Below are 20,566 nucleotides of genomic sequence, written 5' to 3'. Positions count from 1 at the left end.
CCTGGTCTGTTTGGCTGGATGCCTGAGGGCAGATATAAATACGGCACTCAGGCAGATCAGACACTAAAGTAATGATGAATTATCCGGATAGCTGCGGGCGCCGAATAATGCGGTCCCTACCCGCACGAGGGTAGAACCCTCGCTAATGGCGGTTTCTAAATCACCGGACATTCCCATCGATAAAGTATCTGTGTTCATGCCTGCGGTGATTAGCTGATTTTGTAAATTTCGCAGAAGAGTAAACTGCTTTGCCAGCTGCGTTAAGTCTTGTGTAGGTTCGGGAATACACATTAAACCCCGTAATTTTATACGAGGTAATTGACAGATTTTTGTCGCCAATGCCATGCATTCATCAGGCGTAATACCAGATTTAGAAGCTTCACCCGATACATTGACCTGAATGCAGACATTTAAATCGGGCAAATGTTCCGGACGCTGTGCAGAAAGCCGCTCAGCAATTTTGAAACGATCGACAGAGTGCACCCAATCTGCCAACTCTGCCACAGATCGGGTTTTATTGCTCTGTAAGGGGCCGATAAAGTGCCAGATAATTTCATTACAATCGCTTAAAGCTGCATGTTTATCTATTAATTCTTGAACATAATTTTCGCCAAAGGCGCGCTGTCCACATGAATACAGCGATCTGATGGCATCACCAGGGAATGTCTTACTCACGGCCAGTAAGCTGATCGAGCTGCTTTGTCTCTGACTGGCGGCGGCGGCTTTTGCAATGCGCTCTTGCACACCTTGCCATGCTGTAAATATCGTTGCCATAATGGGTTATCAACTCTTGTGTGTGCTCTGCATAAGACGGGGCTTGAACAGGTTTAATCTTCTGTTTTGTCAGCAGGTCTTCTTTATGAGTGTTCATAAAAGAGGACATTGTTGGTTCGGGTGATATGTAGAGGATTTTTGAAGCCGGGCTTCTTAAATTTAAAAATTCTCTAGATATGGCCAAAACGTGCTTTTCTGCAGTAGAGCAGTCTTCAGTCCGACAGGCTGCTTGGGCATTATTACGCGAAAACCTATTATGCGGACAGGATTAAACAATGGAAATCTCAGAATTATTAGCTTTTACCGTAAAGAATAAGGCGTCTGACTTACATCTCTCCTCTGGTTTACCTCCGATGATTCGGGTAGACGGGGATATTCGCCGGATTAATACGCCCGCTCTCTCGCATAAAGACGTGCACGATATGGTGTACGACATCATGAACGACGGCCAGCGTAAGATTTACGAAGATACCCTGGAATGCGATTTTTCTTTTGAAATACCGCGTTTAGCGCGTTTTCGGGTGAATGCCTTTGTGCAAAATCGCGGGGCAAGTGCCGTTTTCCGGGTGATTCCATCAGATATCAAAACTCTGGAAGAGCTGGGCTGCCCGCGTATTTTCCAGGAAATTGCCGAAACACCACGGGGCCTCGTACTGGTGACCGGGCCGACGGGATCGGGTAAATCAACTACCCTGGCGGCGATGATTAACTATATCAATGCCAATGAATATGGCCATATTTTAACGGTTGAAGACCCGATCGAGTTTGTTCATACCTCGCAAAAATGCCTGATTAACCAGCGCGAAGTGGGGCCGCATACCATGAGCTTCTCTAACGCTTTGCGCTCTGCTTTGCGTGAAGACCCGGATGTGATTCTGGTTGGGGAAATGCGCGATCTGGAAACCATTCGTCTGGCACTGACGGCTGCTGAAACGGGGCATTTGGTGTTTGGTACCTTGCATACGTCTTCTGCCGCTAAAACAATCGACCGGGTGGTTGACGTATTCCCGGCCGCAGAAAAAGAAATGGTGCGCTCGATGTTGTCCGAATCATTACGTGCGGTTATTTCACAAACCCTGCTTAAAAAGAAAGAAGGCGGGCGTGTGGCTGCGCATGAAGTAATGATTGGGATTCCGGCGATTCGTAACCTGATTCGTGAAAATAAAATTGCGCAAATGTATTCGGCGATTCAAACCGGATCGCAATTTGGTATGCAAACACTGGATCAGTGCCTGCAGGGTTTATTGCAGCGCAACATTATTTCTTTACCTGAGGCAAGAATGAAAGCGGCGATTCCTGATAATTTCCGTGGCTGATTTAATTCAGATCAGAGGCAATGGTGGTATAAGCGTGGTATTTACTTAAATCATGATTGCCTTGTTTTTTTAGTCATAAACCTGTTAAGCAATTGGCTGAAATGTGATTCTTGAAGCGTTTGGCAGATTTTTTTAATCACATTACTTATTAATCAAGTAAGATACTGCTGGTTTAATAATAATGACTTCACGCCTTTTGGTTAACGCATAGCGGAAAAAGAAAAATGGAAAAAGAACAGGCCGCAAAATTTATGCATGATCTTTTGCGGCATATGCGTGGCAAAGGCGCTTCAGATTTATTTATTACTTCTGAGTTTCCGCCTGCGATGAAGATTGATGGGAAAGTAACGCCTGTTTCCAATCAGATTTTAACGGCTCAGCACAGCAAAGAATTAGCACGGGCGATTATGAATGATCGCCAGGCTGAAGATTTTGAAGCGAGCAAAGAATGTAACTTTGCTATCAGCCCCGGCCAGCTTGGCCGCTTCCGGGTGAATGCTTTTATGCAGCAAGGCCATGTGGGCATGGTGCTGCGTACTATTAATTCTGAAATCCCTTCCCTTGACGATTTAGGCTTGCCGCCGGTGCTGCGCGATATCGCCATGGCTAAACGCGGGCTGGTGATTTTTGTGGGCGGTACGGGATCGGGTAAATCGACTTCGCTCGCGGCCATGATTGGCCATCGCAATGAGCATGGTTATGATCACATCATTACCATTGAAGATCCGATTGAATATGTGCATGCACATAAAAACTGTATTGTGACCCAGCGTGAAGTGGGCGTTGATACTGATTCCTGGCAGGCTGCGCTTAAAAACACCTTGCGCCAAGCTCCAGATGTGATTCTGATTGGTGAGATTCGTGATCGCGAAACAATGGATTACGCCATTGCTTTTGCTGAAACCGGCCATCTTTGCATGGCTACCTTGCATGCTAACTCGGCCAACCAGGCGCTGGACCGGATTATTAACTTTTTCCCTGAAGAGCGCCGTCAGCAGCTGCTGATGGATTTGTCTTTAAACTTGCGCTCATTTGTATCGCAGCGCCTGGTACCGCACCGTACCGGCAAAGGCCGCGTGGCCGCTGTAGAAGTGATGCTGAACAGCCCCTTGATTTCAGAATTGATTTTTAAAGGTGAAGTTCACGAAATCAAAGAAATCATGAAAAAATCGCGCGAGCTTGGGATGCAAACTTTTGATCAGGCCCTGTTTGATCATTATGAAGCCGGAAAAATCACTTACGAAGATGCCTTGCGAAATGCTGATTCGGTGAATGATTTGCGCTTAAGTATTAAGCTGCAAGGTTCTGAGGCTAAACACACTGATATTCTTTCTGGCCTTGATCATCTTGATATTGTTTAAACCTGCTTATGCGACTTATTCAATTTTTAATTTGTTCAAGTTTACTTGTTCATCCCGCGTATGCTGCAGTTCTGGGCGATATTCAGCTTAGATCTGCGTTGGGTGAACGCTTTAATGCCCGGATTAATATTATTGCCAGTGAAAGTGAGGAGCTGGGCACTCATTGCTTTCGGCTGTTGCCTGTTCACGAAGCGGGTACTCCGCATTTTAGTGCCCGCTTATCGTTTGAATCGAATGAAAATGGCGGTGTGCTTACCTTGAGAGGCGATGAGGCTTTGCAGGAGCCTCTGCTTAGTTTCTCGATTCGTTTGCGCTGTCCCAGTGAAAAAAGTGCCAGTTTTCAGCGTGATTACAATGTTTTACTCGACCCGCGTGAATACCGGGGCAAGCAAAGTGCTGATTTAGCGCCGCTTGCTCCTGCGCCCCGCCGTAATTTGCCTGCCTTGTCAGGGGTCTGGCAAAGCCAGGAGGGCGATTCAGTAGAGCGGATTGCCCGCGCTTATTTTCCACAGGACAGGGCCAGCAGGGCACGGATGGTGGATGAGATTTACCGCTTAAACCCGGATCTGGCCCAAAATACTTACGCCCGCTTGCCGCTGAATACCGATGTGAGACTGCCTGACCGCAAGCGTTTACTCCCAAATGTGGCCGTCAGCGAAGAGAGGCCGCCAGAGCCAGAAGCGCAATTGCTTGCACCTGCCAAAGAGTCTTTACAAATTACTGCGCCTTATTTGCCCCGCCTTGCGCAGGGCGGCTTTCAGCTGCGTTTATCCGGGTCGCTTTTATCCAGCCAGACAAAAGCACCTCTAAGCCCGGATGAAAACTTGCGTGCCCGGGAGCGCCTGCAGCTTTTGGAGAGCGATGATCAGGCCGCACAGCTATTGCAGTTTAAATATCAGATCAGCCAGCTGGAAAAACAATTAGCCGCAGTCCAGGGCAGATCTCAAACAGAAATACCCAGTGATAACACCCCTGTTTTCTCCGGAATTAATCGCTTCAGCTGGCCAAGCGCCTGGTGGCTGCTGCTCTTATTGTTTATTCCCCCCATTTATTTAATGCAGCGGCAGCGCCGGATTGCGCAGGCCGATATGGATATTTTTCCGCTGGGGCAGAATGCATACAGCTCTGGGGCTGGGGGCGTACCGCTGAGTGAGCGGTTTATGGACGCAGTGCCAGACCGAAGCCTGCTGATGGGGGCGATGAGCAATTTTTCTCAGGCCGCATCAGACTGGAGCCGGGATGATGTTGATGTGGTGCAGCCCAAAAATGTATCAGAAGAAGCGCAGATGTTGCTGGATCACGGCTTGGTCACGCAGGCCGTTAATCTGTTGAAAAGTGAGATTGAGCAGTACCCAAGCTCCTTAGCTTTATGGATGATGCTGTTTGATGTGTATGTGACTCAGGGTATGCGTCAGGAGTTTCAAAACAGGGCCGTTGGCTTTCGCTTGCAGTTTTCCAGCGATGGGCTGTGGCAGCAAGTGCAGGGCATGGGCAGGGCTTTAGATCCGGATAACCCGCTTTATTTGTCTCTTGATGAAACAGCCAGTCCGCTGATGTTTGCCCAGGAAGGCATGAGCTTTGCAGTGCCTGAAAGCAAAGTTGAACATGTGGATTTTGCAACCGGTGAGCTGGTTGAGTATAAACAAGACCCCTGGCTCAGTGTGCCGGAGCAGATCGATTTTTCTGTAGAAATGCCTGATCCCTTATCTTCGCTTGAAGTCAGGCTGCCAGAGATCACTGGTCTGGATTTATCCTTTTTCCAGACCGAAGACCCGGTTTTACAGTTAGTGGTGGAGCATCTGGAGCAGCAGGACATACACAGTGCCTGCCAGACGCTGGAGCAGCTGCTTTACCGCGGCACGATGGAACAAAGGCAGACTGCAATTAAGTGGCTGGATGTGCTGATTCCATTACAAATTTGACGGCGCTCCATGCGAAAGAGTGCGTTGCAGGATTTAAATGAATAAAAAACGGCTTAAGCATGCTTAAGCCGTTTTTTATTTAAGCCGCAGTAGTCACTACAGCGTTTGGTGCGCCGCTAAAGTTTTAGCCAGATACTGCCCGGTATGGCTTTCTGTGCAGGCTGCTAATTCTTCTGGCGTGCCGCTCATTAAAATACGCCCGCCACCTGCACCGCCTTCCGGCCCCAGATCAATCACCCAGTCTGCAGTCTTTACCACATCCAGATTGTGCTCGATCACCACCACCGTATTGCCGTGCTCGCGCAGGCGGTGCAATACCGCCAGCAGCTGGTCGATATCATGGAAATGCAAACCAGTGGTTGGCTCATCCAGAATGTAAAGTGTGCGGCCGGTATCGCGCTTGGATAGCTCCAGCGCCAGCTTCACGCGCTGTGCCTCACCGCCAGAAAGCGTGGTGGCGCTCTGGCCTAAGCGGATGTAATCCAGGCCCACATCGGTCAGGGTTTTCAGCTTACGTGCTACCGTAGGCACGGCTTCAAAGAAGGCCAGCGCCTGCTCGACCGTCATCCCTAGTACTTCGGTGATGTTTTTGCCTTTGTAGAGCACTTCCAGCGTTTCGCGGTTGTAGCGTTTGCCGTGGCAGACATCGCAAGGCACGTACACATCCGGCAAAAAGTGCATTTCTACTTTCAGTACGCCATCGCCCTGGCACGCTTCGCAGCGGCCACCCTTGACGTTAAAGCTGAACCGCCCCGGCCCGTAACCGCGTTCGCGGCTGGTGGGTACGCCGGCAAACAGCTCACGAATCGGTGTAAACATGCCGGTATAGGTGGCAGGATTAGAGCGCGGTGTGCGGCCAATTGGCGATTGATCGACGTTAATCACTTTATCAAAGTGCTCCAGCCCCGCAATGCTTTCAAATGGTGCTGGCTCGCCCGATGCGCCGTTTAGTTCTTTGGCCGCAATGGTGTACAGCGTGTCATTGATTAAGGTGGATTTACCCGAGCCGGATACGCCGGTGATGCAGACAAATAAGCCTACCGGCAATTTAAGCTCAACTTGTTTCAGGTTATTACCCGAAGCGCCTTTCAGCGACAGCCATTTTTCCGGATCCGGGCTGCGGCGCACTTCAGGAATAGCAATACGCCGTGCGCCGGATAAAAATTGTCCGGTGATCGAGCGCGGCTCATTCATGATGTCTTCGGGTGTACCCGCCGCCACTACTTCACCACCATGCACACCTGCGCCCGGGCCCATATCTACCAGATAATCGGCCATACGGATCGCGTCTTCATCGTGTTCAACCACGATCACCGTGTTGTCCAGGTCACGCAGATGGCGCAGCGTGCCCAGCAGGCGATCGTTATCGCGCTGATGCAGACCAATGGATGGCTCATCCAGCACATACATCACGCCGGTGAGGCCGGAGCCAATCTGGCTGGCCAGACGAATCCGCTGTGCTTCACCGCCAGATAGCGTATCGGCGCTGCGATCAAGGCTGAGGTAATCCAGGCCCACATTGACCAGAAAGCCGAGGCGTTCACGAATTTCTTTCACAATTTTTTCGGCAATCTGCGCTTTGGCGCCGGTCAGTGTTAAGGCGCCAAAGTAAACTGCCGTGTCTTTGAGTGCCATGCGGCTGACTTCGTGCAGATTGCATTCGCCTACGCGTACATTACGCGCTTCTACACGCAGCCTTGCGCCTTCGCAATGCGGGCAGGGCTGGTTGTTTTGGTATTTGGCGAGTTCTTCACGCACGGCCATGGAGTCGGTTTCAACATAGCGGCGCTCCAGATTGGGGATAATCCCTTCAAAGGCGTGCGAGCGGGAAACCTTATTGCCGCGCTCATTCATATAGGTGAAGGCAATTTCCTCGGTGCCCGAGCCATGCAAGACGGCTTGCTGTACTTCTTCAGTCAGCTCTGTCCAGGCTTCGCTGACATCAAAGCCATAGTGCTCAGAAATACTGGTCAGCATCTGGAAATAAAACTGATTACGCTTATCCCAGCCCTTAATCGCACCCGCCGCCAGGCTTAAATCAGGGTGAGCCACCACGCGCTTAGGATCAAAGAAAGTGATCTGCCCAAGGCCTTCGCACTTAGGGCAGGCGCCCATCGGGTTGTTAAACGAGAATAAGCGCGGTTCGAGTTCCGGCAGGCTGTAGCTGCAAATCGGGCAGGCAAATTTGGCTGAGAACCAATGCTCTTTACCGCTATCCATTTCTAAAGCAATGGCGCGGCCTTCGGCGTGGCGCAGGGCGGTTTCAAACGATTCGGCCAGGCGCTGCTTCACGTCTTCGCGCACTTTCAACCGGTCCACTACCACTTCGATGGTGTGTTTCTTGTTTTTATCCAGCTTAGGCGTTTCATCCAGCTCACAGATTTCGCCATCGACACGTACACGCACAAAGCCCTGCGCGCGCAGCTCGTCAAACAGATCAACGTTTTCGCCTTTTTTGCCGACCACCACCGGGGCCAGCACCATGAGTTTGGTTTCTTCTGGCAGTGCTAAAACGTGATCAACCATCTGGCTGACGGTTTGTGATTGCAAAGGCTGCTTATGCTCGGGGCAAAATGGTGTGCCGACGCGGGCAAATAAGAGGCGCAGATAATCGTGGATTTCCGTCACCGTACCCACGGTAGAGCGCGGATTATGACTGGTGGCTTTTTGCTCGATGGAGATCGCAGGGCTAAGGCCTTCGATCAGATCGACATCGGGTTTTTCCATCAATTGTAAAAATTGCCGTGCATAAGCGGATAGCGATTCCACATAGCGACGCTGGCCTTCGGCATAGAGGGTATCAAACGCCAGAGACGATTTACCCGAGCCGGAAAGGCCTGTAATCACAACTAAGCTGCCGCGTGGCAGGTCGAGATTAACGTTTTTTAAATTGTGCGTGCGAGCGCCGCGAATGCGAATTTGCGGGGCTTCGGATGATTCGATACGACGGTACGACATAAAGGCCGGTATCTGCAGTAAAGAGGAATCAGATAATATACCGGACTTTCCTGTTGAAAGTGTGTTGGAAGCATTTACTTGACCATTACATTTGTATTGAAACGCCATGGTTTACTTGTTTTTATGCCCGCGCGTCAGGTAAGGATGCCATTCCAACACGCCAGAGCCCACTTCAAATTGCTGCCATGAATCCTATAGAACTACGTGCCTCGCTTGGCTTAGCCGGGCTTTATGCCCTGCGTATGCTGGGAATGTTTCTTATTCTGCCTGTGTTTGCGGTTTACGCAGGCAAGCTCCCCGGAGGAGATAATCACGCCATGGTTGGCCTTGCGTTTGGTGCTTATGGCCTGACGCAAGCCTTATTGCAACTGCCTTTTGGTATGTGGTCAGATCGTGCAGGCCGCAAAAAAGTGATTTATATCGGCCTTGCCCTGTTTGCCCTTGGCAGCATGATGTGTGCCATGGCCGATCATGTGGCATGGCTGATTGTGGGCCGTGCCGTGCAGGGAGCGGGGGCGATCTCGGCGGCCATTACCGCTCTGCTGGCCGATTTAACCCGCGAAGAAAACCGTACCAAGGCAATGGCGATGATAGGCGGCAGTATTGCCAGCACCTTTGCGATTTCTCTGGTGGCAGCGCCCACTTTGGCTGCATGGATTGGTTTACCCGGCATTTTTATCCTGACCGCCGTGCTTACCGTTGCCGCCATGATAGGCGTAAAGAAGATTATTCCTGATCCCATTGTTTCGCGCTTTCATTCCGATGCCGAAATCAGCGCCACCCGTTTGCCCGCCGTATTGCGCCACCCGCAACTTTTACGCATGAACTATGGTGTATTTGCCCTGCATGCGGCGCAAATGGCCATGTTTACCGTGATGCCATTATTACTCACTAAGCTGGGTGGAATTAGCCTGGAGCATCATTGGTGGGTGTATTTACCGGTGGTGCTGGTGGGCTTTGTGCTGATGGTACCTGCCGTGATTTATGGTGAAAAAAAGCAACACTTAAAAGAAGTGTTTATTTTTGCCATCAGCCTGATGCTGCTTGCCCAGCTGGGTATGGCGCTGTTTATGCCCAATCTGGTCATGATTGTGGTGTGGCTGTCGGTGTATTTCATCGCATTTAATATTTTGGAAGCCACTCAGCCCAGCCTGATTTCCAAAATTGCCCCAAGTGATGCCAAGGGTACGGCAATGGGTGTCTATAATACTTGCCAGTCTTTAAGCATGTTTTTAGGCTCAGCCATTGCGGGCTGGCTGTATCAGCAGCATGGCAGTGTGACGGCGATCTTTTTGCTTTGCGCTGCACTGATGGTGATCTGGCTGTTTTTTGCCGCTGGCATGCAGCCACCGCTGCCGGTGAAAACACAAATGTTCCACATCGGCGATAATTGGGCAGGCGACGGGCAGGCACTGTCTGTTAAACTTGCCGCAATTGACGGCGTGAAAGAAGTCGTCGTGTTAATTGATGAACGCGTGGCCTTGCTTAAAGTCCTGCAAACCGGCTGGGACGAAGCTGCGGCGCGGCAACTTATTGAAGAGACGGCTGGTTTGACTGTCCCGTCTGCCCTGTAAAAGATAAAACAAGAGATAAACCAATGGCTTCATTGAATAAAGTAATTCTGATCGGTAACCTGGGCAAAGATCCTGAAAACCGTTTCCTGCCATCGGGCGGCGCAGTCTGTAATTTCAGCATTGCCACCACCGAAAGCTGGAAAGACAAAGCCACCGGCCAAAAGCAGGAAAAAACCGAATGGCACAATATCACCATGTACAACCGCCTGGCCGAAATCGCCGCACAGTACCTGAAAAAAGGCTCATCGGTTTACATTGAAGGCCGCCTGCAAACGCGTAAATGGCAAGATAAAACCACCGGCCAGGACCGCTACACCACCGAAATCATCGCCGACCAGATGCAAATGCTGGGTGGCCGCTCTGGCGGCAACAGCGCACCGGCAGACAGCGGCTATGACGATGGCGGCTTTAACCAGCAGCCCGCCTACCAGCAAGCCGCCCCAGCCCCGGCCCGCCGCCCGGCCCCCGCCCCGGCAGCTGCCGCACCGAAGAGCTTTGATGATTTTGAGGATGATATTCCGTTTTAATCGGAGTATCGCCCAAATGTATTAAGCACAAAGCCCGCAGAGATGCGGGCTTTGTGCTTTTTGAAGCTCAATTTATTGAGTTAGTAGTCGATCCATAAACTTTGAGTATTCCTCATGCGAAGCTAGCTCAAGCTCAGTTTTGATGACGGTTCTGTTGCTGATTGTTTCGGTGTTTTTAATAGGGTTATAACCTTTAATTTCTTCCTGATCCCAGTAAAGCCCAACGCCCCGTTTCTGCCATAAAGGCAAATTTTCAAAATCAATGCCACGGTTTAGCAATATGTTTTTTTTCTCTTCACTTGATTTACTTTCTATCAATGAATTAGATTTGGATTTGCTTAGGCCTTCTTTTCTAAGTATCCAGTAACAATGAGCATTCAGTGCATTTCTATGCGCATCTTCATTGCGCCATCTAAAGTAATCGACAACAAGTTGCTTGCTGGGGAGCTGGCTTATGCGGCAATCAAATGCGGCCAGAGTTTGCGATAATAAAGTAAATTTAGCGGATGCTTCACCGGCTAGAATAGAGTTGTATTTTCTAAGTTTTCTATTGAAGGCACTGATATTTAAATCAAATAATAAAGATATTTCATCGCTTTCAGTGTAGGCATAAATGACTTTAAAGCCACAGTTCATCAGATGTTTTGTAGTTTCAATCATCAAGTCTCTGAATTTTATGTCAAATGGAATTTCAAATAGTCCAGTTTCTTTAGTAAGCGTGGTGAAGCTTCTGCCATCAATTCTGGCAACCATATAAATATCAGCGGCGACGCTGTAATCAGATATGGTTTCATAGGGTCGCATTAATTGCTCAAGATCATTAAATTTCATCGCACCATTCCTTGCATAAAAATTTTCCTTGAGTAAAATCTACATAAAAAATTTTATCAAATCCTTCTGCAGATTCTGGACATTCCAATCTTTTATATGTGCCTAAAATACCTGCTTTAGGAATGTTTTCTTTGCCGCTGCGATTTTCATTCCACTCAAGGGATCTGCTGATGTCGGGCTTAAAGTAATAGCACTTGATAGTAAAATTCATTGCTTTAATTAATTGAATATATCTTGATCTGATATCTTTGCTAACGTTGGTGTTGTCAAGAACAAAAGGCATCTTGGTTTCTTTACATAGATCCAGCAGCAACTTTTCTCTGTTTTTAGTTTTTAATAAATCATTGCTAATTCTAATATGCGAATTAAAAAAATTGTTTTTATAGAATGTAGATTTTCCACTGGCTTGTATTCCAACAAATATAATGGCTTCCAATTGTAGCTCCTTGCTTGGAATCAATGCTTTTAGCTGGGCTGAGTACCAGTATAAAAAAGATGAATAAGATCAGTCTGTTTTTACTGCGATACGATAGCTTACGTTTAATTCCATACAGTTTACATCTAAACTATGCCGCTGCTGAACAGGGACGGCTGAGGTTTTAACTTCGTCTGTAACTTAGTAACAACCGTACACCCTAAAAAAAAGACCTTCAAACGTTTAGATTTGAAGGTCTTTTTTTACCTGTGCCAAGAGCGGGGTCAGGCAGTCTTTGCCACAAAACGCCCTCGCGCCGCATGCAGTTTTCTGTAGCTGTCGATCAGGCGGTGGTGCTTATCCAGGCCTTCCAGTTTCATACTGGTTTCTGTCAGGCCGAAGAAGCGTACGCTGCCGTTGGTGGAGCCTATGGCTGCATCCATGCGTGGGTGGCCGAACATGCGGCGGAAGTTGACTTCGTAGTCGGCCAGTTCCAGCTCGTCGTCCAGCAACACATCCAGCACCGCATTGAGGGCCTGGTAAAACAGCACGCGATCTAAGGTGTTGTCATTGTATTGCAGGAAGGCACCGACCAGATCGTGCGCGTCTGCAAAGTGCTGCAAGGCCAGATTAATCAGCAGTTTTAATTCCAGCACGGTCAGCTGGCCCCACACCGTGTTTTCGTCAAATTTAATGCCAATTAAATCTGATACCTTGGAATAGTCACCCAGCTCGTTGTCTTCCAGGCGATAGAGCAGTGCCAGGAGGGCGGAGTCATCCAGCCTGTGCAGATTCAGGATGTCTTCGCGGAACAGCAGCGCTTTGTTGGTGTTATCCCAGATCAGATCTTCTACCAAATAAATCTCTGAATAGGCGGGTACCAGAATGCGGCAGGCTGTGGCGCCTAACTGATCGTACACCGCCATATAGGATTCTTTACCCAGCTCTTTCAGAATACCGAACAGGGCCGCGGCTTCTTCGCTATTGGCGTTGTCGCCCTGGCTGGAGAAATCCCATTCCACAAACTGGTAATTGGATTTCGCACTGAAAAAGCGCCAAGAAACAATGCCGCTTGAATCAATAAAGTGCTCAACAAAGTTATTTGGCTCGGTTAAGGCGTGGCTTTCAAAGGTTGGGCGGGGCAGATCGTTCAGGCCTTCAAAGCTGCGGCCTTGCAGCAGCTCGGTCAGGCTGCGCTCTAATGCGACCTCCAGGCTGGGGTGTGCGCCGAAGGATGCAAATACACCGCCGGTACGCGGGTTCATCAGGGTGACGCACATCACCGGGTAAACACCGCCCAGCGATGCGTCTTTTACCAGCACCGGAAAGCCCTGCTCTTCAAGGCCAGCAATCCCGGCCAGAATGCCCGGGTATTTTGCCAGCACTTCTTGTGGCACATCGGGCAGGGTGATTTCGCCTTCCAGAATTTCACGTTTGACTGCACGCTCAAAAATCTCTGAAAGGCATTGCACCTGCGCTTCGGCCAGCGTGTTGCCCGCGCTCATGCCATTGCTGACATAAAGGTTTTCGATCAGATTGGAAGGGAAATACACCGTCTCGCCATCGGACTGGCGCACAAAGGGCAAGGAACAGATACCGCGTGCAGTATTGCCTGAATTGGTGTCATACAGATGCGTGCCCAGTAATTCGCCATCCGGGTTGTAAATTTCACGGCAGTAGTCGTCCAGAATTTCAACGGGCAGGGCGTTTTTGGGGCCGGGCTGAAACCAGCGCTCCTGCGGGTAATGCACGAACTCGGCATTAGCGAATTCTTCGCCCCAGAATTGGCCGGCATAAAAATGATTGCAGCTGATGCGCTCGATATACTCGCCCAGCGCCGAGGCGAGTGCAGATTCTTTGCTGGCGCCCTTGCCATTGGTAAAACACATGGCCGAGTGTGCATCGCGGATATGCAGCGACCACACATTAGGCACAATATTGCGCCATGAGGCGATTTCAATTTTGATGCCCAGATCGGCCAGCAGGCCGGACATATTGGCGATGGTCTGCTCCAGCGGCAGATCTTTCCCCAGAATAAAGGTAGCGGTATCGCTGGCGGGGTTGAGGGTAAGCAGCGCCTGGGCGTCTGCTTCCAGGCTCTCTACTTCTTCAATCACAAACCCGGGGCCGGTTTGCACGACTTTTTTAACGGTGCAGCGGTCGATAGAGCGCAAAATGCCCTGGCGGTCTTTGGCAGAAATATCCGCAGGCAGCTCGACCTGAATCTTGAAAATCTGCTGGTAGCGGTTTTCCGGATCAACAATATTGTTCTGCGATAAGCGGATATTTTCGGTAGGAATATTGCGGGTCTCGCAGTACAACTTCACGAAGTAAGCAGCGCATAAAGCGGATGAAGCTAAAAAGTAATCGAATGGTCCAGGTGCCGAGCCATCGCCCTTATAGCGGACAGGCTGGTCTGCGATCACCGTGAAATCATCGAACTTGGCTTCCAGGCGAAGCTTGTCGAGAAAGTTGACTTTAATTTCCATGGGTAATTCCTTAAATAATGCGCATTTTTGGCCGCATTATCCCTTGTTTTTCAGGCATCGTCCTGTGCTTAACTGCCAGCCGGCCTGAGATGGCTTTATAAGGCTGCCGGATAAAGTTGATTGGTGCTTCATCTTGCTGGGAGTTAGCTGCCGGAAGGGGCGTGTTTATCTGGATGTGAAATATCGTTTTTTGACCAGATCAGATATCTGCAGCCGATAAGAGTGGCGCTATTGCTGGCTGGTGCACATACTGAAGCTGCCAGGCTAAATGTGGTGCAGAGAAAGGGGCAGGGTGCATGGGGTAACGAGGTGAAATATGGGTGCTGATCCAGGCGCTGCTGCTGATTGTACTGCTGTGGCTGCCGCATATTGGCCCCGCCTGGCCGCAGCCGGTGGTGTTTAATGCGGTAGGATGGGGTATTGTTTTTATGGGGGGCATTTTGCTGGCGAAAAGTGCAGTTGATCTGGGGCGCTCACTCACGCCTTTTCCCACGCCATTGGCGCAGAGCGAGCTGGTCATTACAGGTTTTTATCGTTTTGTGCGCCACCCGATTTATTTGGGGGTTTTGTCTGTTGCGCTTGGAATTTCATTCGTCAGCCAAAGTAATTTACGAATTCTGATGACGATTATTTTATTTATATTCCTTGATTTAAAAGCGCGTCGTGAAGAGTTTTGGCTGGAGCAGCGATATCCTCAGTATCTGGCTTATAAAATGCGGGTCAAAAAAATCATTCCATTTTTTTATTAAAATTATTTTTATAGTAGTGCTCATTACTGTTAGTGTTAAATTATATTGTACGGCTGATCTATAGTTTAAAAATTACCAGTGTTTTTTTATTGTGTTTATCGCTGCGAAACGACGCATGAAACTTTTTTTAACAGCTTTGCTGAGTATATTGAGCATATTCTCGCCCGTGATGGCGAATGATAAGGTGACGCTGCAATTAAAGTGGGAGCATGCCTTTCAGTTTGCAGGCTATTACGCTGCAAAAGAGCTGGGCTTTTATGAGCAGGCAGGCCTGAATGTAGATATTAAACCCGCCTTGCCTGGCACAGATCCCATTGCTGAGGTTGTATCCGGGCGGGCTGATTATGCCACCGGCACCAGCAGCCTTTTGCTGGCCCGTAAAATGGGCAAGCCCCTTGTTGTTTTAGCCGTTATTTTGCAGCACTCCCCCTTTGTGCTGATTGCCCTTGAAAAATCATCCACACAAAGCATTCATTTCTTAAACGATAAGCGGCTGATGCTTGAGCCGCTTGCCGAAGAGCTGCTCGCTTATTTAAAGCGGGAGGGCATTGCACTGGATAGCCTGAAGTTAGTTGCTCATAACTTTAAAACGGATTCGCTGCTGGGGGGGAACGTAGATGCCATTTCTGCCTATCTGACTAATGAGCCCTTTATTCTGGATAAGGCGGGAATTAAATATCAGATCTATACACCGCGCTCTGTTGGCATTGATTTTTATGGTGATAACTTGTTTACCAGCGAGCGTGAAATTGAGCAGCATCCCGAGCGGGTAAAGGCTTTCAGGGCTGCCAGTCTGCGGGGTTGGGAATACGCGATGGCGAATCCTGATGAAATTATTCAAATGATTTTAAGAAAATATGCGGGTAGCAGAAATCAGGCGCAGCTTGAATTTGAAGCCACCCAAATGGCGGCACTGATGCGGACCGATCTGGTTGCAGTAGGGTATATGAACCCCGGACGCTGGCGGCATATTGCCGATACCTATGCAGAAATTGGCATGCTGCCTAATGGCTTTTCTCTGAAGGGTTTTTTGTACGATGAACACCCTAAAGTGGATCTTTCCTGGATCTACAGGCTGCTTGGCATTTCATTCAGCCTGCTGGTGCTGGTGGGATCTATTGCGCTTTATATTCATTATCTGAATGGCAGGCTGGCCAAAGCGCTGGCAGAAGGCCGTCTTACAGAGCAGCGCTTAAAAGTTTTTTCAACCGTGATTGAACAAAGCCCCACACCCGTTTTAATTACCAGCCCTGATCGGGTAATTCAGTATGTAAACCCCAAGTTTTCTGAAGAAACAGGCTATGCAGCGGATGAAGTACTTGGCAAAACGCCAGGCTTTTTGCGTGCAGACGGTGTGGATGAATCGGCCTACGTAGAAATGTGGAGCCATCTGGTAAGAGGCCATCGCTGGGTGGGGGAGCTGCTGACCAAGCGTAAATCGGGTGAGCAGTGCTGGGAAGAGGCCTATGTGGGGCCGGTCAAGGATGGCTCTGGGCTTATTACGCATTTTGTGGCGGTGCTGCTGGATATTAATGAGCGCAAGCAGATTCACCAGCAGCTTGCACACTCAGCACATTACGATTTGCTGACGCAGTTACCTAACCGTATTCTTTTATTCGAAAGAATCAGCCAGGCCCTCAGCAGGGCAAAGCGTAATCAAGGCAAGCTGGCCATCTTATTTATTGATCTGGATAAATTCAAACCGGTCAATGATCTTCACGGCCACGCCACCGGAGATTTGCTGCTGGAAGAATCAGCAAAAAGAATGGTGGGCTGCCTGCGGGATTCGGATACCGTAGGGCGAATAGGCGGGGATGAATTTATGGTGCTCCTGCCTGAAATCAATAGTGAAAGCGACGCCCGGGCCGTGGCAGAAAAAATACGCGAAGCACTGAAGCTAACCTTCATTCTTGAAGAAAAATCCCTCGCCATCTCATCCTGCATCGGCATCGCCCTATTCCCCGATCACGGCACAAATGTGGCTGAACTGGCTAAAAATGCAGATGCAGCCATGTACCAGGCTAAAGCTTTGGGCGGGGATGGGGTGAGTGTGTTTGTACCGCCTTTAGTGAATTAACCCTGCTTTAAAAAACAAGTCTGAATATCAAATGGGTCTATGGATTAAAAACCTTTAGCCTCTGCTTATTTGCCAGAGTTTCCAGCTTGTTTTTTAATTGGCATTATCGGTAAGATTAAAATAGTTTCATGATAATATTGATTTTAATGTTTGGAGAATGATTTAGTTATTTAAAAAATTCAGGAGAGCGGCGTGTCGGGTAATTGGGACTTTTATCTGTGCCAGGTAGAAAATCAGCCTGCTTCAATGTTTGTTGATCTGGATATTGCTGCGCCTGTTGATGGCTTTGCCGTGATGGGCTATATCCGGGTATTTATGAATTCACCCCGCGAAGATGGCTTGTCCAGCCAGGAAGAAGCTGCCACTTTAAATCAAATAGAAGACCATATTGCACAGCTTGTTAATGACACTATGCTTTATGTGGGCCGCTGCACTAAGGATGGCTGTCGTGATTTTATTCTTTACTTAAAGGAGGCAGATTTATGGGCGGAAAAGGCCGGAAAAGTAATGGAGGCCTTCCCGGAATATGAATACGAGACCGGAGTTCAGGATGACAGGGATTGGTCGGTTTATCTGAACTATCTTTCCCCATCTCAAACAGACAGACAAATCATTAATAACCGCCGTATATGCAACACTTTAAAAAAACACGGGGATGCTTTGGATCAGGCCAGAGATCTTGATCATTGGGCGTATTTCTCCGATGCAAAGTCAAGAGCGGTATTTATCGAAAAAGTATCCGCATCAGGTTTTCTGATTGAAAAACTGATTGAGCCTGATGATGAATATCCGGAATATGGCGTTAAATTAAAGCGCAGTGATATACCAAGCCATTATCGTATTGATCAGATTACCTTGCCTTTATTTGATCTTGCGGCCGAATTGGGTGGCAAATACGATGGCTGGGCAACATACCTTGTAAGCTGATTGATTTTTAATTGATAAACAGCAGAGCGATCTTATGTCTCAGCACACAGCAGAAATTCTTTGGATTCGGGGTGAGCAGGATTTTCTTAGCAATCGCTACAGCAGAAAACATCTGCTGCGCTTTGATGGTGGTTTAGAAATCCCCGGCTCATCATCACCACATGTGGTGCCCTTGCCGATGTCTGATGCTGCAGCACTGGACCCGGAAGAAGCTTTTATTGCCTCGCTTTCCAGTTGCCATATGCTGTGGTTTTTATCGATTGCCGCCCGGCAAAAATTTTGTGCAGACCGCTACTTTGATGCGGCCTTGGGCGAGATGGCTGAAAACGCGGCAGGCAAAAAATGGCTGGCGGTGGTCACGCTCAGGCCGGAAGTCAGTTTTTCAGGGGATCGCCAGCCTACCAAAGAAGAGCTGGCCCAAATGCACCATCAAGCGCATGAAGAATGCTTTATTGCCAACTCGGTTAAATCAGAAGTGCGCTGCCAGCCAGTGTGGAGAACCTGATGTTTGTTGCAGAGCGATTGCTGCAGCGTGAGCTAAGTGTGGCCAAAGAAATACATGCGGTACAAATGGCGGCTTATGCTCAGGAGGCTGAGCTGATTGGTGCAAAACACTTTCCGCCTTTAAACACCACGCTTGATGATATTTTGCAGAGCCATGAGCATTTCTTTGGCATTGCCGATGAAGGCGGATTGCTGGCTGTAATCAGCCTGTGTGAAATGAATATCTGCTCTTTAGTTGTGGCCCCAAATCATCAGCGTAAGGGCCTCGCAACTTGTTTATTAAGGTTTGCAACTGAGCACGCTGAGGAGTTAACAGTGATGACTTCAGTTAAAAATACACCCGCCTTAGCTTTATATGCCGCGTTTGGTTTTGCAGAGTACCAGCGCTGCTTTAAAGGCCCGGAAGCCTTAGAGCTGGTTTTTTTACGGCGTAAGCCTGCTGCCTGATAGCGATTTTTTGAATCACTTTTTGCGGGCCGCCTGGCAAGGCTTCCATATCGCTTAAATACGGAATCAGCATGCAATATGTATTAGTCAGCGCCTGTTTATTGGGGCGGCCTGTGCGGTATAACGGCCGGGCTGCGGCGGGAGATCATCCTGTGCTGGCCGCCTGGGAGAGCGAAGGCAGGTTAATTGTGGTTTGCCCGGAAGTGGCAGCAGGATTGCCTGTACCACGGCCTCCGGCTGAAATCACGGCGATGCAAAGTGGCAGGGATGTATTGCAGGGCAAGGCTCAGGTGCTGGAATCAGGTGGCCGGGATGTGAGCCGGGTTTTTGTAAGTGGCGCTAAGCAGGCCTTGGCTGTCGCAAAAGGAAAAAATATACAAATCGCCATTCTAAAAGAAGGCAGCCCATCCTGTGGCACGTCTTTTATTTACGATGGCAGCTTCACCGGCACTAAGCACCCACAAGCCGGGGTGACTGCGGCGCTGTTACAAGATGCTGGGATTCGGGTATTCAGCGAGCTGGAGCTGGACGAGGCGGCTGCATATTTAAAGGGCTTAGAGGCAGAGATTTCTGATGAAAATGGCCAGCATAATGGCATGAAAATCACAGAGTAAATATTTTGATTCTGCACGAAGCGCAATTTAAAGAATTAATTTCAAATTCAGGCTGGATTAATCAGGCTATTGATATTGCAGAGACGCTTGCTATACCCAATTACTATATTGCAGGCGGTGTTGTGGCACAGGTAATCTGGAATCAGCTGACCGGGCAGGATATTCATTCAAATATTAAAGATGTGGATGTAATTTATTTTGATGCCAGCGAATCTAAGGCGCAGCGTGCAGAAAGAGAAGCCTCGTTTACGGCTTTATCCAAAAATCAATTCTTGCCGGATATGACTAATCAAGCCTTTGTGCATGAATGGTATCGTAATCAATCAGGCGGGCAAGTTAAACCTTTGACGAGCGCCGGGCATGGCATCGATACATGGCTGTCTGCTTTTGCGGTTGGAATAAGGGGGCGTGATTATCAAATCTATGCACCCTATGGTTTAACTGATTTATTTGCAATGCAGCTTCGGCCAAATTCTTTACAAATGGGCAAGGCAGTTTATTTAAAAATGGTGGCGGGTTATACCCGGCGATGGCCACAATTAAGGGCTGATCCATGGGATGATTCTTCGCAAGATCACTGATTTTTATGCTATCTTTTGCACTTGATTTTTGGATATTTAAATTTATATACATTCACTTTGGTGGAATCAATGAATATCGAAACGCTACAAAATCCACCTGCTGCTTTATTTGAAGAATTAGAAGAAAAAATCACTGCATTTAATGAAGAGCGCTGGGAAGTTAAAACGAAATACCCTTTAGCAATTGCGGTTCGTGATGAGAATGGAGCGTTATTGGCGGGGGCAAGTGCCAGAACATTTGGCCTGTGGCTGCTGATTGAAAACCTCTGGGTGAGCGAGGCATTACGCGGGCAGGATATGGGCTCCAAAATATTGGCGCAATTAGAGGCAGCTGCAATTGACCGGGGCTGTCAATTTGCCATTTTAGATACGCTTAATTTTCAGGCCCGGCCATTTTATGAAAAATTTAATTATCAGGTGGGCTGGGTGCAGCCATCGTATCCGGCCACAGGGTGCAAATATTTTATGAGTAAGCAGCTTATTAGTATTTAAGGCAGGCA

Annotated in this window: 18 protein-coding genes; 13 read left to right on the top strand and 5 right to left on the bottom strand. The window is 48.7% G+C overall.

Annotated features, from left to right (window positions below; translation table 11 throughout):
- Positions 1-63 precede the first annotated feature (63 nt).
- Positions 64-774 (bottom strand): YggS family pyridoxal phosphate-dependent enzyme, encoded by a 711-nt coding sequence (locus HA050_RS02850; protein WP_166821759.1) that lies wholly within the window; start codon positions 772-774, stop codon positions 64-66.
- A 275-nt stretch (positions 775-1,049) separates the two neighbouring features.
- On the opposite strand from HA050_RS02850, the gene HA050_RS02845 reads away from it, so the two are divergent.
- From HA050_RS02845 to HA050_RS02835, 3 genes are all read left to right on the top strand, one after another.
- On the top strand, positions 1,050-2,090 hold the full coding sequence (locus HA050_RS02845) for a type IV pilus twitching motility protein PilT (RefSeq protein ID WP_099397904.1): 1,041 nt from the start codon (positions 1,050-1,052) through the stop codon (positions 2,088-2,090).
- A gap of 224 nt (positions 2,091-2,314) precedes the next feature.
- Entirely contained in the window at positions 2,315-3,451 is a 1,137-nt protein-coding gene (locus HA050_RS02840; protein ID WP_099397903.1) for a PilT/PilU family type 4a pilus ATPase, read from the top strand.
- 8 nt (positions 3,452-3,459) lie between these two features.
- Positions 3,460-5,373 carry a type IV pilus assembly protein FimV gene (locus HA050_RS02835; protein ID WP_501037366.1) on the top strand — a complete coding sequence of 638 codons (1,914 nt, stop codon included), beginning with the start codon at positions 3,460-3,462 and terminating at the stop codon, positions 5,371-5,373.
- Positions 5,374-5,469: 96 nt separating this feature from the next.
- Here HA050_RS02835 and uvrA read toward each other — a convergent pair whose 3' ends face one another.
- Positions 5,470-8,331, bottom strand: coding sequence for an excinuclease ABC subunit UvrA (gene uvrA / locus HA050_RS02830; protein ID WP_166821755.1), 2,862 nt, complete (start codon positions 8,329-8,331; stop codon positions 5,470-5,472).
- Between the two features lie 185 nt (positions 8,332-8,516).
- Between uvrA and HA050_RS02825 the strand changes: the two genes are divergently transcribed.
- A complete protein-coding gene (locus HA050_RS02825; RefSeq protein WP_166821753.1) occupies positions 8,517-9,905 on the top strand; it encodes an MFS transporter in 1,389 nt (462 codons plus the stop codon).
- Between the two features lie 23 nt (positions 9,906-9,928).
- A complete protein-coding gene (gene ssb / locus HA050_RS02820; protein WP_099397899.1) occupies positions 9,929-10,432 on the top strand; it encodes a single-stranded DNA-binding protein in 504 nt (167 codons plus the stop codon).
- Between the two features lie 72 nt (positions 10,433-10,504).
- Here the strand turns inward: ssb and HA050_RS02815 are convergent, their stop codons facing one another.
- From HA050_RS02815 to HA050_RS02805, 3 genes are all read right to left on the bottom strand, one after another.
- Positions 10,505-11,263 (bottom strand): tRNA(His) guanylyltransferase Thg1 family protein, encoded by a 759-nt coding sequence (locus tag HA050_RS02815; RefSeq protein ID WP_166821750.1) that lies wholly within the window; start codon positions 11,261-11,263, stop codon positions 10,505-10,507.
- Complete coding sequence (locus HA050_RS02810; protein WP_166821747.1) at positions 11,253-11,699, bottom strand: AAA family ATPase; 447 nt, start codon at positions 11,697-11,699, stop codon at positions 11,253-11,255. The genes HA050_RS02815 and HA050_RS02810 overlap by 11 nt, the downstream gene beginning before the upstream one ends.
- A 263-nt stretch (positions 11,700-11,962) precedes the next feature.
- A complete protein-coding gene (locus tag HA050_RS02805) occupies positions 11,963-14,167 on the bottom strand; it encodes an OsmC domain/YcaO domain-containing protein (protein ID WP_166821744.1) in 2,205 nt (734 codons plus the stop codon).
- Between the two features lie 320 nt (positions 14,168-14,487).
- Between HA050_RS02805 and HA050_RS02800 the strand changes: the two genes are divergently transcribed.
- The 8 genes from HA050_RS02800 to HA050_RS02765 all read left to right on the top strand — a co-directional run bounded on the left by HA050_RS02800 (position 14,488) and on the right by HA050_RS02765 (position 20,558).
- Positions 14,488-14,916: a methyltransferase family protein gene (locus HA050_RS02800; protein WP_166821741.1), complete on the top strand. Its 429-nt coding sequence runs from the start codon at positions 14,488-14,490 to the stop codon at positions 14,914-14,916.
- A 115-nt stretch (positions 14,917-15,031) separates the two neighbouring features.
- A complete protein-coding gene (locus tag HA050_RS02795; protein WP_166821738.1) occupies positions 15,032-16,993 on the top strand; it encodes a GGDEF domain-containing protein in 1,962 nt (653 codons plus the stop codon).
- A 192-nt stretch (positions 16,994-17,185) separates the two neighbouring features.
- Complete coding sequence (locus HA050_RS22445) at positions 17,186-17,920, top strand: DUF695 domain-containing protein (RefSeq protein WP_166821735.1); 735 nt, start codon at positions 17,186-17,188, stop codon at positions 17,918-17,920.
- 34 nt (positions 17,921-17,954) lie between these two features.
- Complete coding sequence (locus HA050_RS02785) at positions 17,955-18,425, top strand: OsmC family protein (protein WP_166821732.1); 471 nt, start codon at positions 17,955-17,957, stop codon at positions 18,423-18,425.
- Positions 18,425-18,871 carry a GNAT family N-acetyltransferase gene (locus HA050_RS02780; RefSeq protein WP_166821729.1) on the top strand — a complete coding sequence of 149 codons (447 nt, stop codon included), beginning with the start codon at positions 18,425-18,427 and terminating at the stop codon, positions 18,869-18,871. The genes HA050_RS02785 and HA050_RS02780 overlap by 1 nt, the downstream gene beginning before the upstream one ends.
- 71 nt (positions 18,872-18,942) lie before the next feature.
- Positions 18,943-19,485 (top strand): 2-thiouracil desulfurase family protein, encoded by a 543-nt coding sequence (locus tag HA050_RS02775; protein WP_166821726.1) that lies wholly within the window; start codon positions 18,943-18,945, stop codon positions 19,483-19,485.
- A gap of 5 nt (positions 19,486-19,490) precedes the next feature.
- On the top strand, positions 19,491-20,066 hold the full coding sequence (locus HA050_RS02770; RefSeq protein ID WP_166821723.1) for a nucleotidyltransferase family protein: 576 nt from the start codon (positions 19,491-19,493) through the stop codon (positions 20,064-20,066).
- A 69-nt stretch (positions 20,067-20,135) separates the two neighbouring features.
- Positions 20,136-20,558, top strand: coding sequence for a GNAT family N-acetyltransferase (locus HA050_RS02765; protein WP_166821720.1), 423 nt, complete (start codon positions 20,136-20,138; stop codon positions 20,556-20,558).
- Positions 20,559-20,566 lie beyond the last annotated feature (8 nt).

It is taken from the genome of Iodobacter violaceini, from assembly GCF_011601265.1.
Classification (GTDB): Bacteria; Pseudomonadota; Gammaproteobacteria; order Burkholderiales; family Chitinibacteraceae; genus Iodobacter; species Iodobacter violaceini.
Note: the sequence above shows the minus strand (reverse complement) of the source record. Positions and strands in the feature narration are given on the sequence as shown.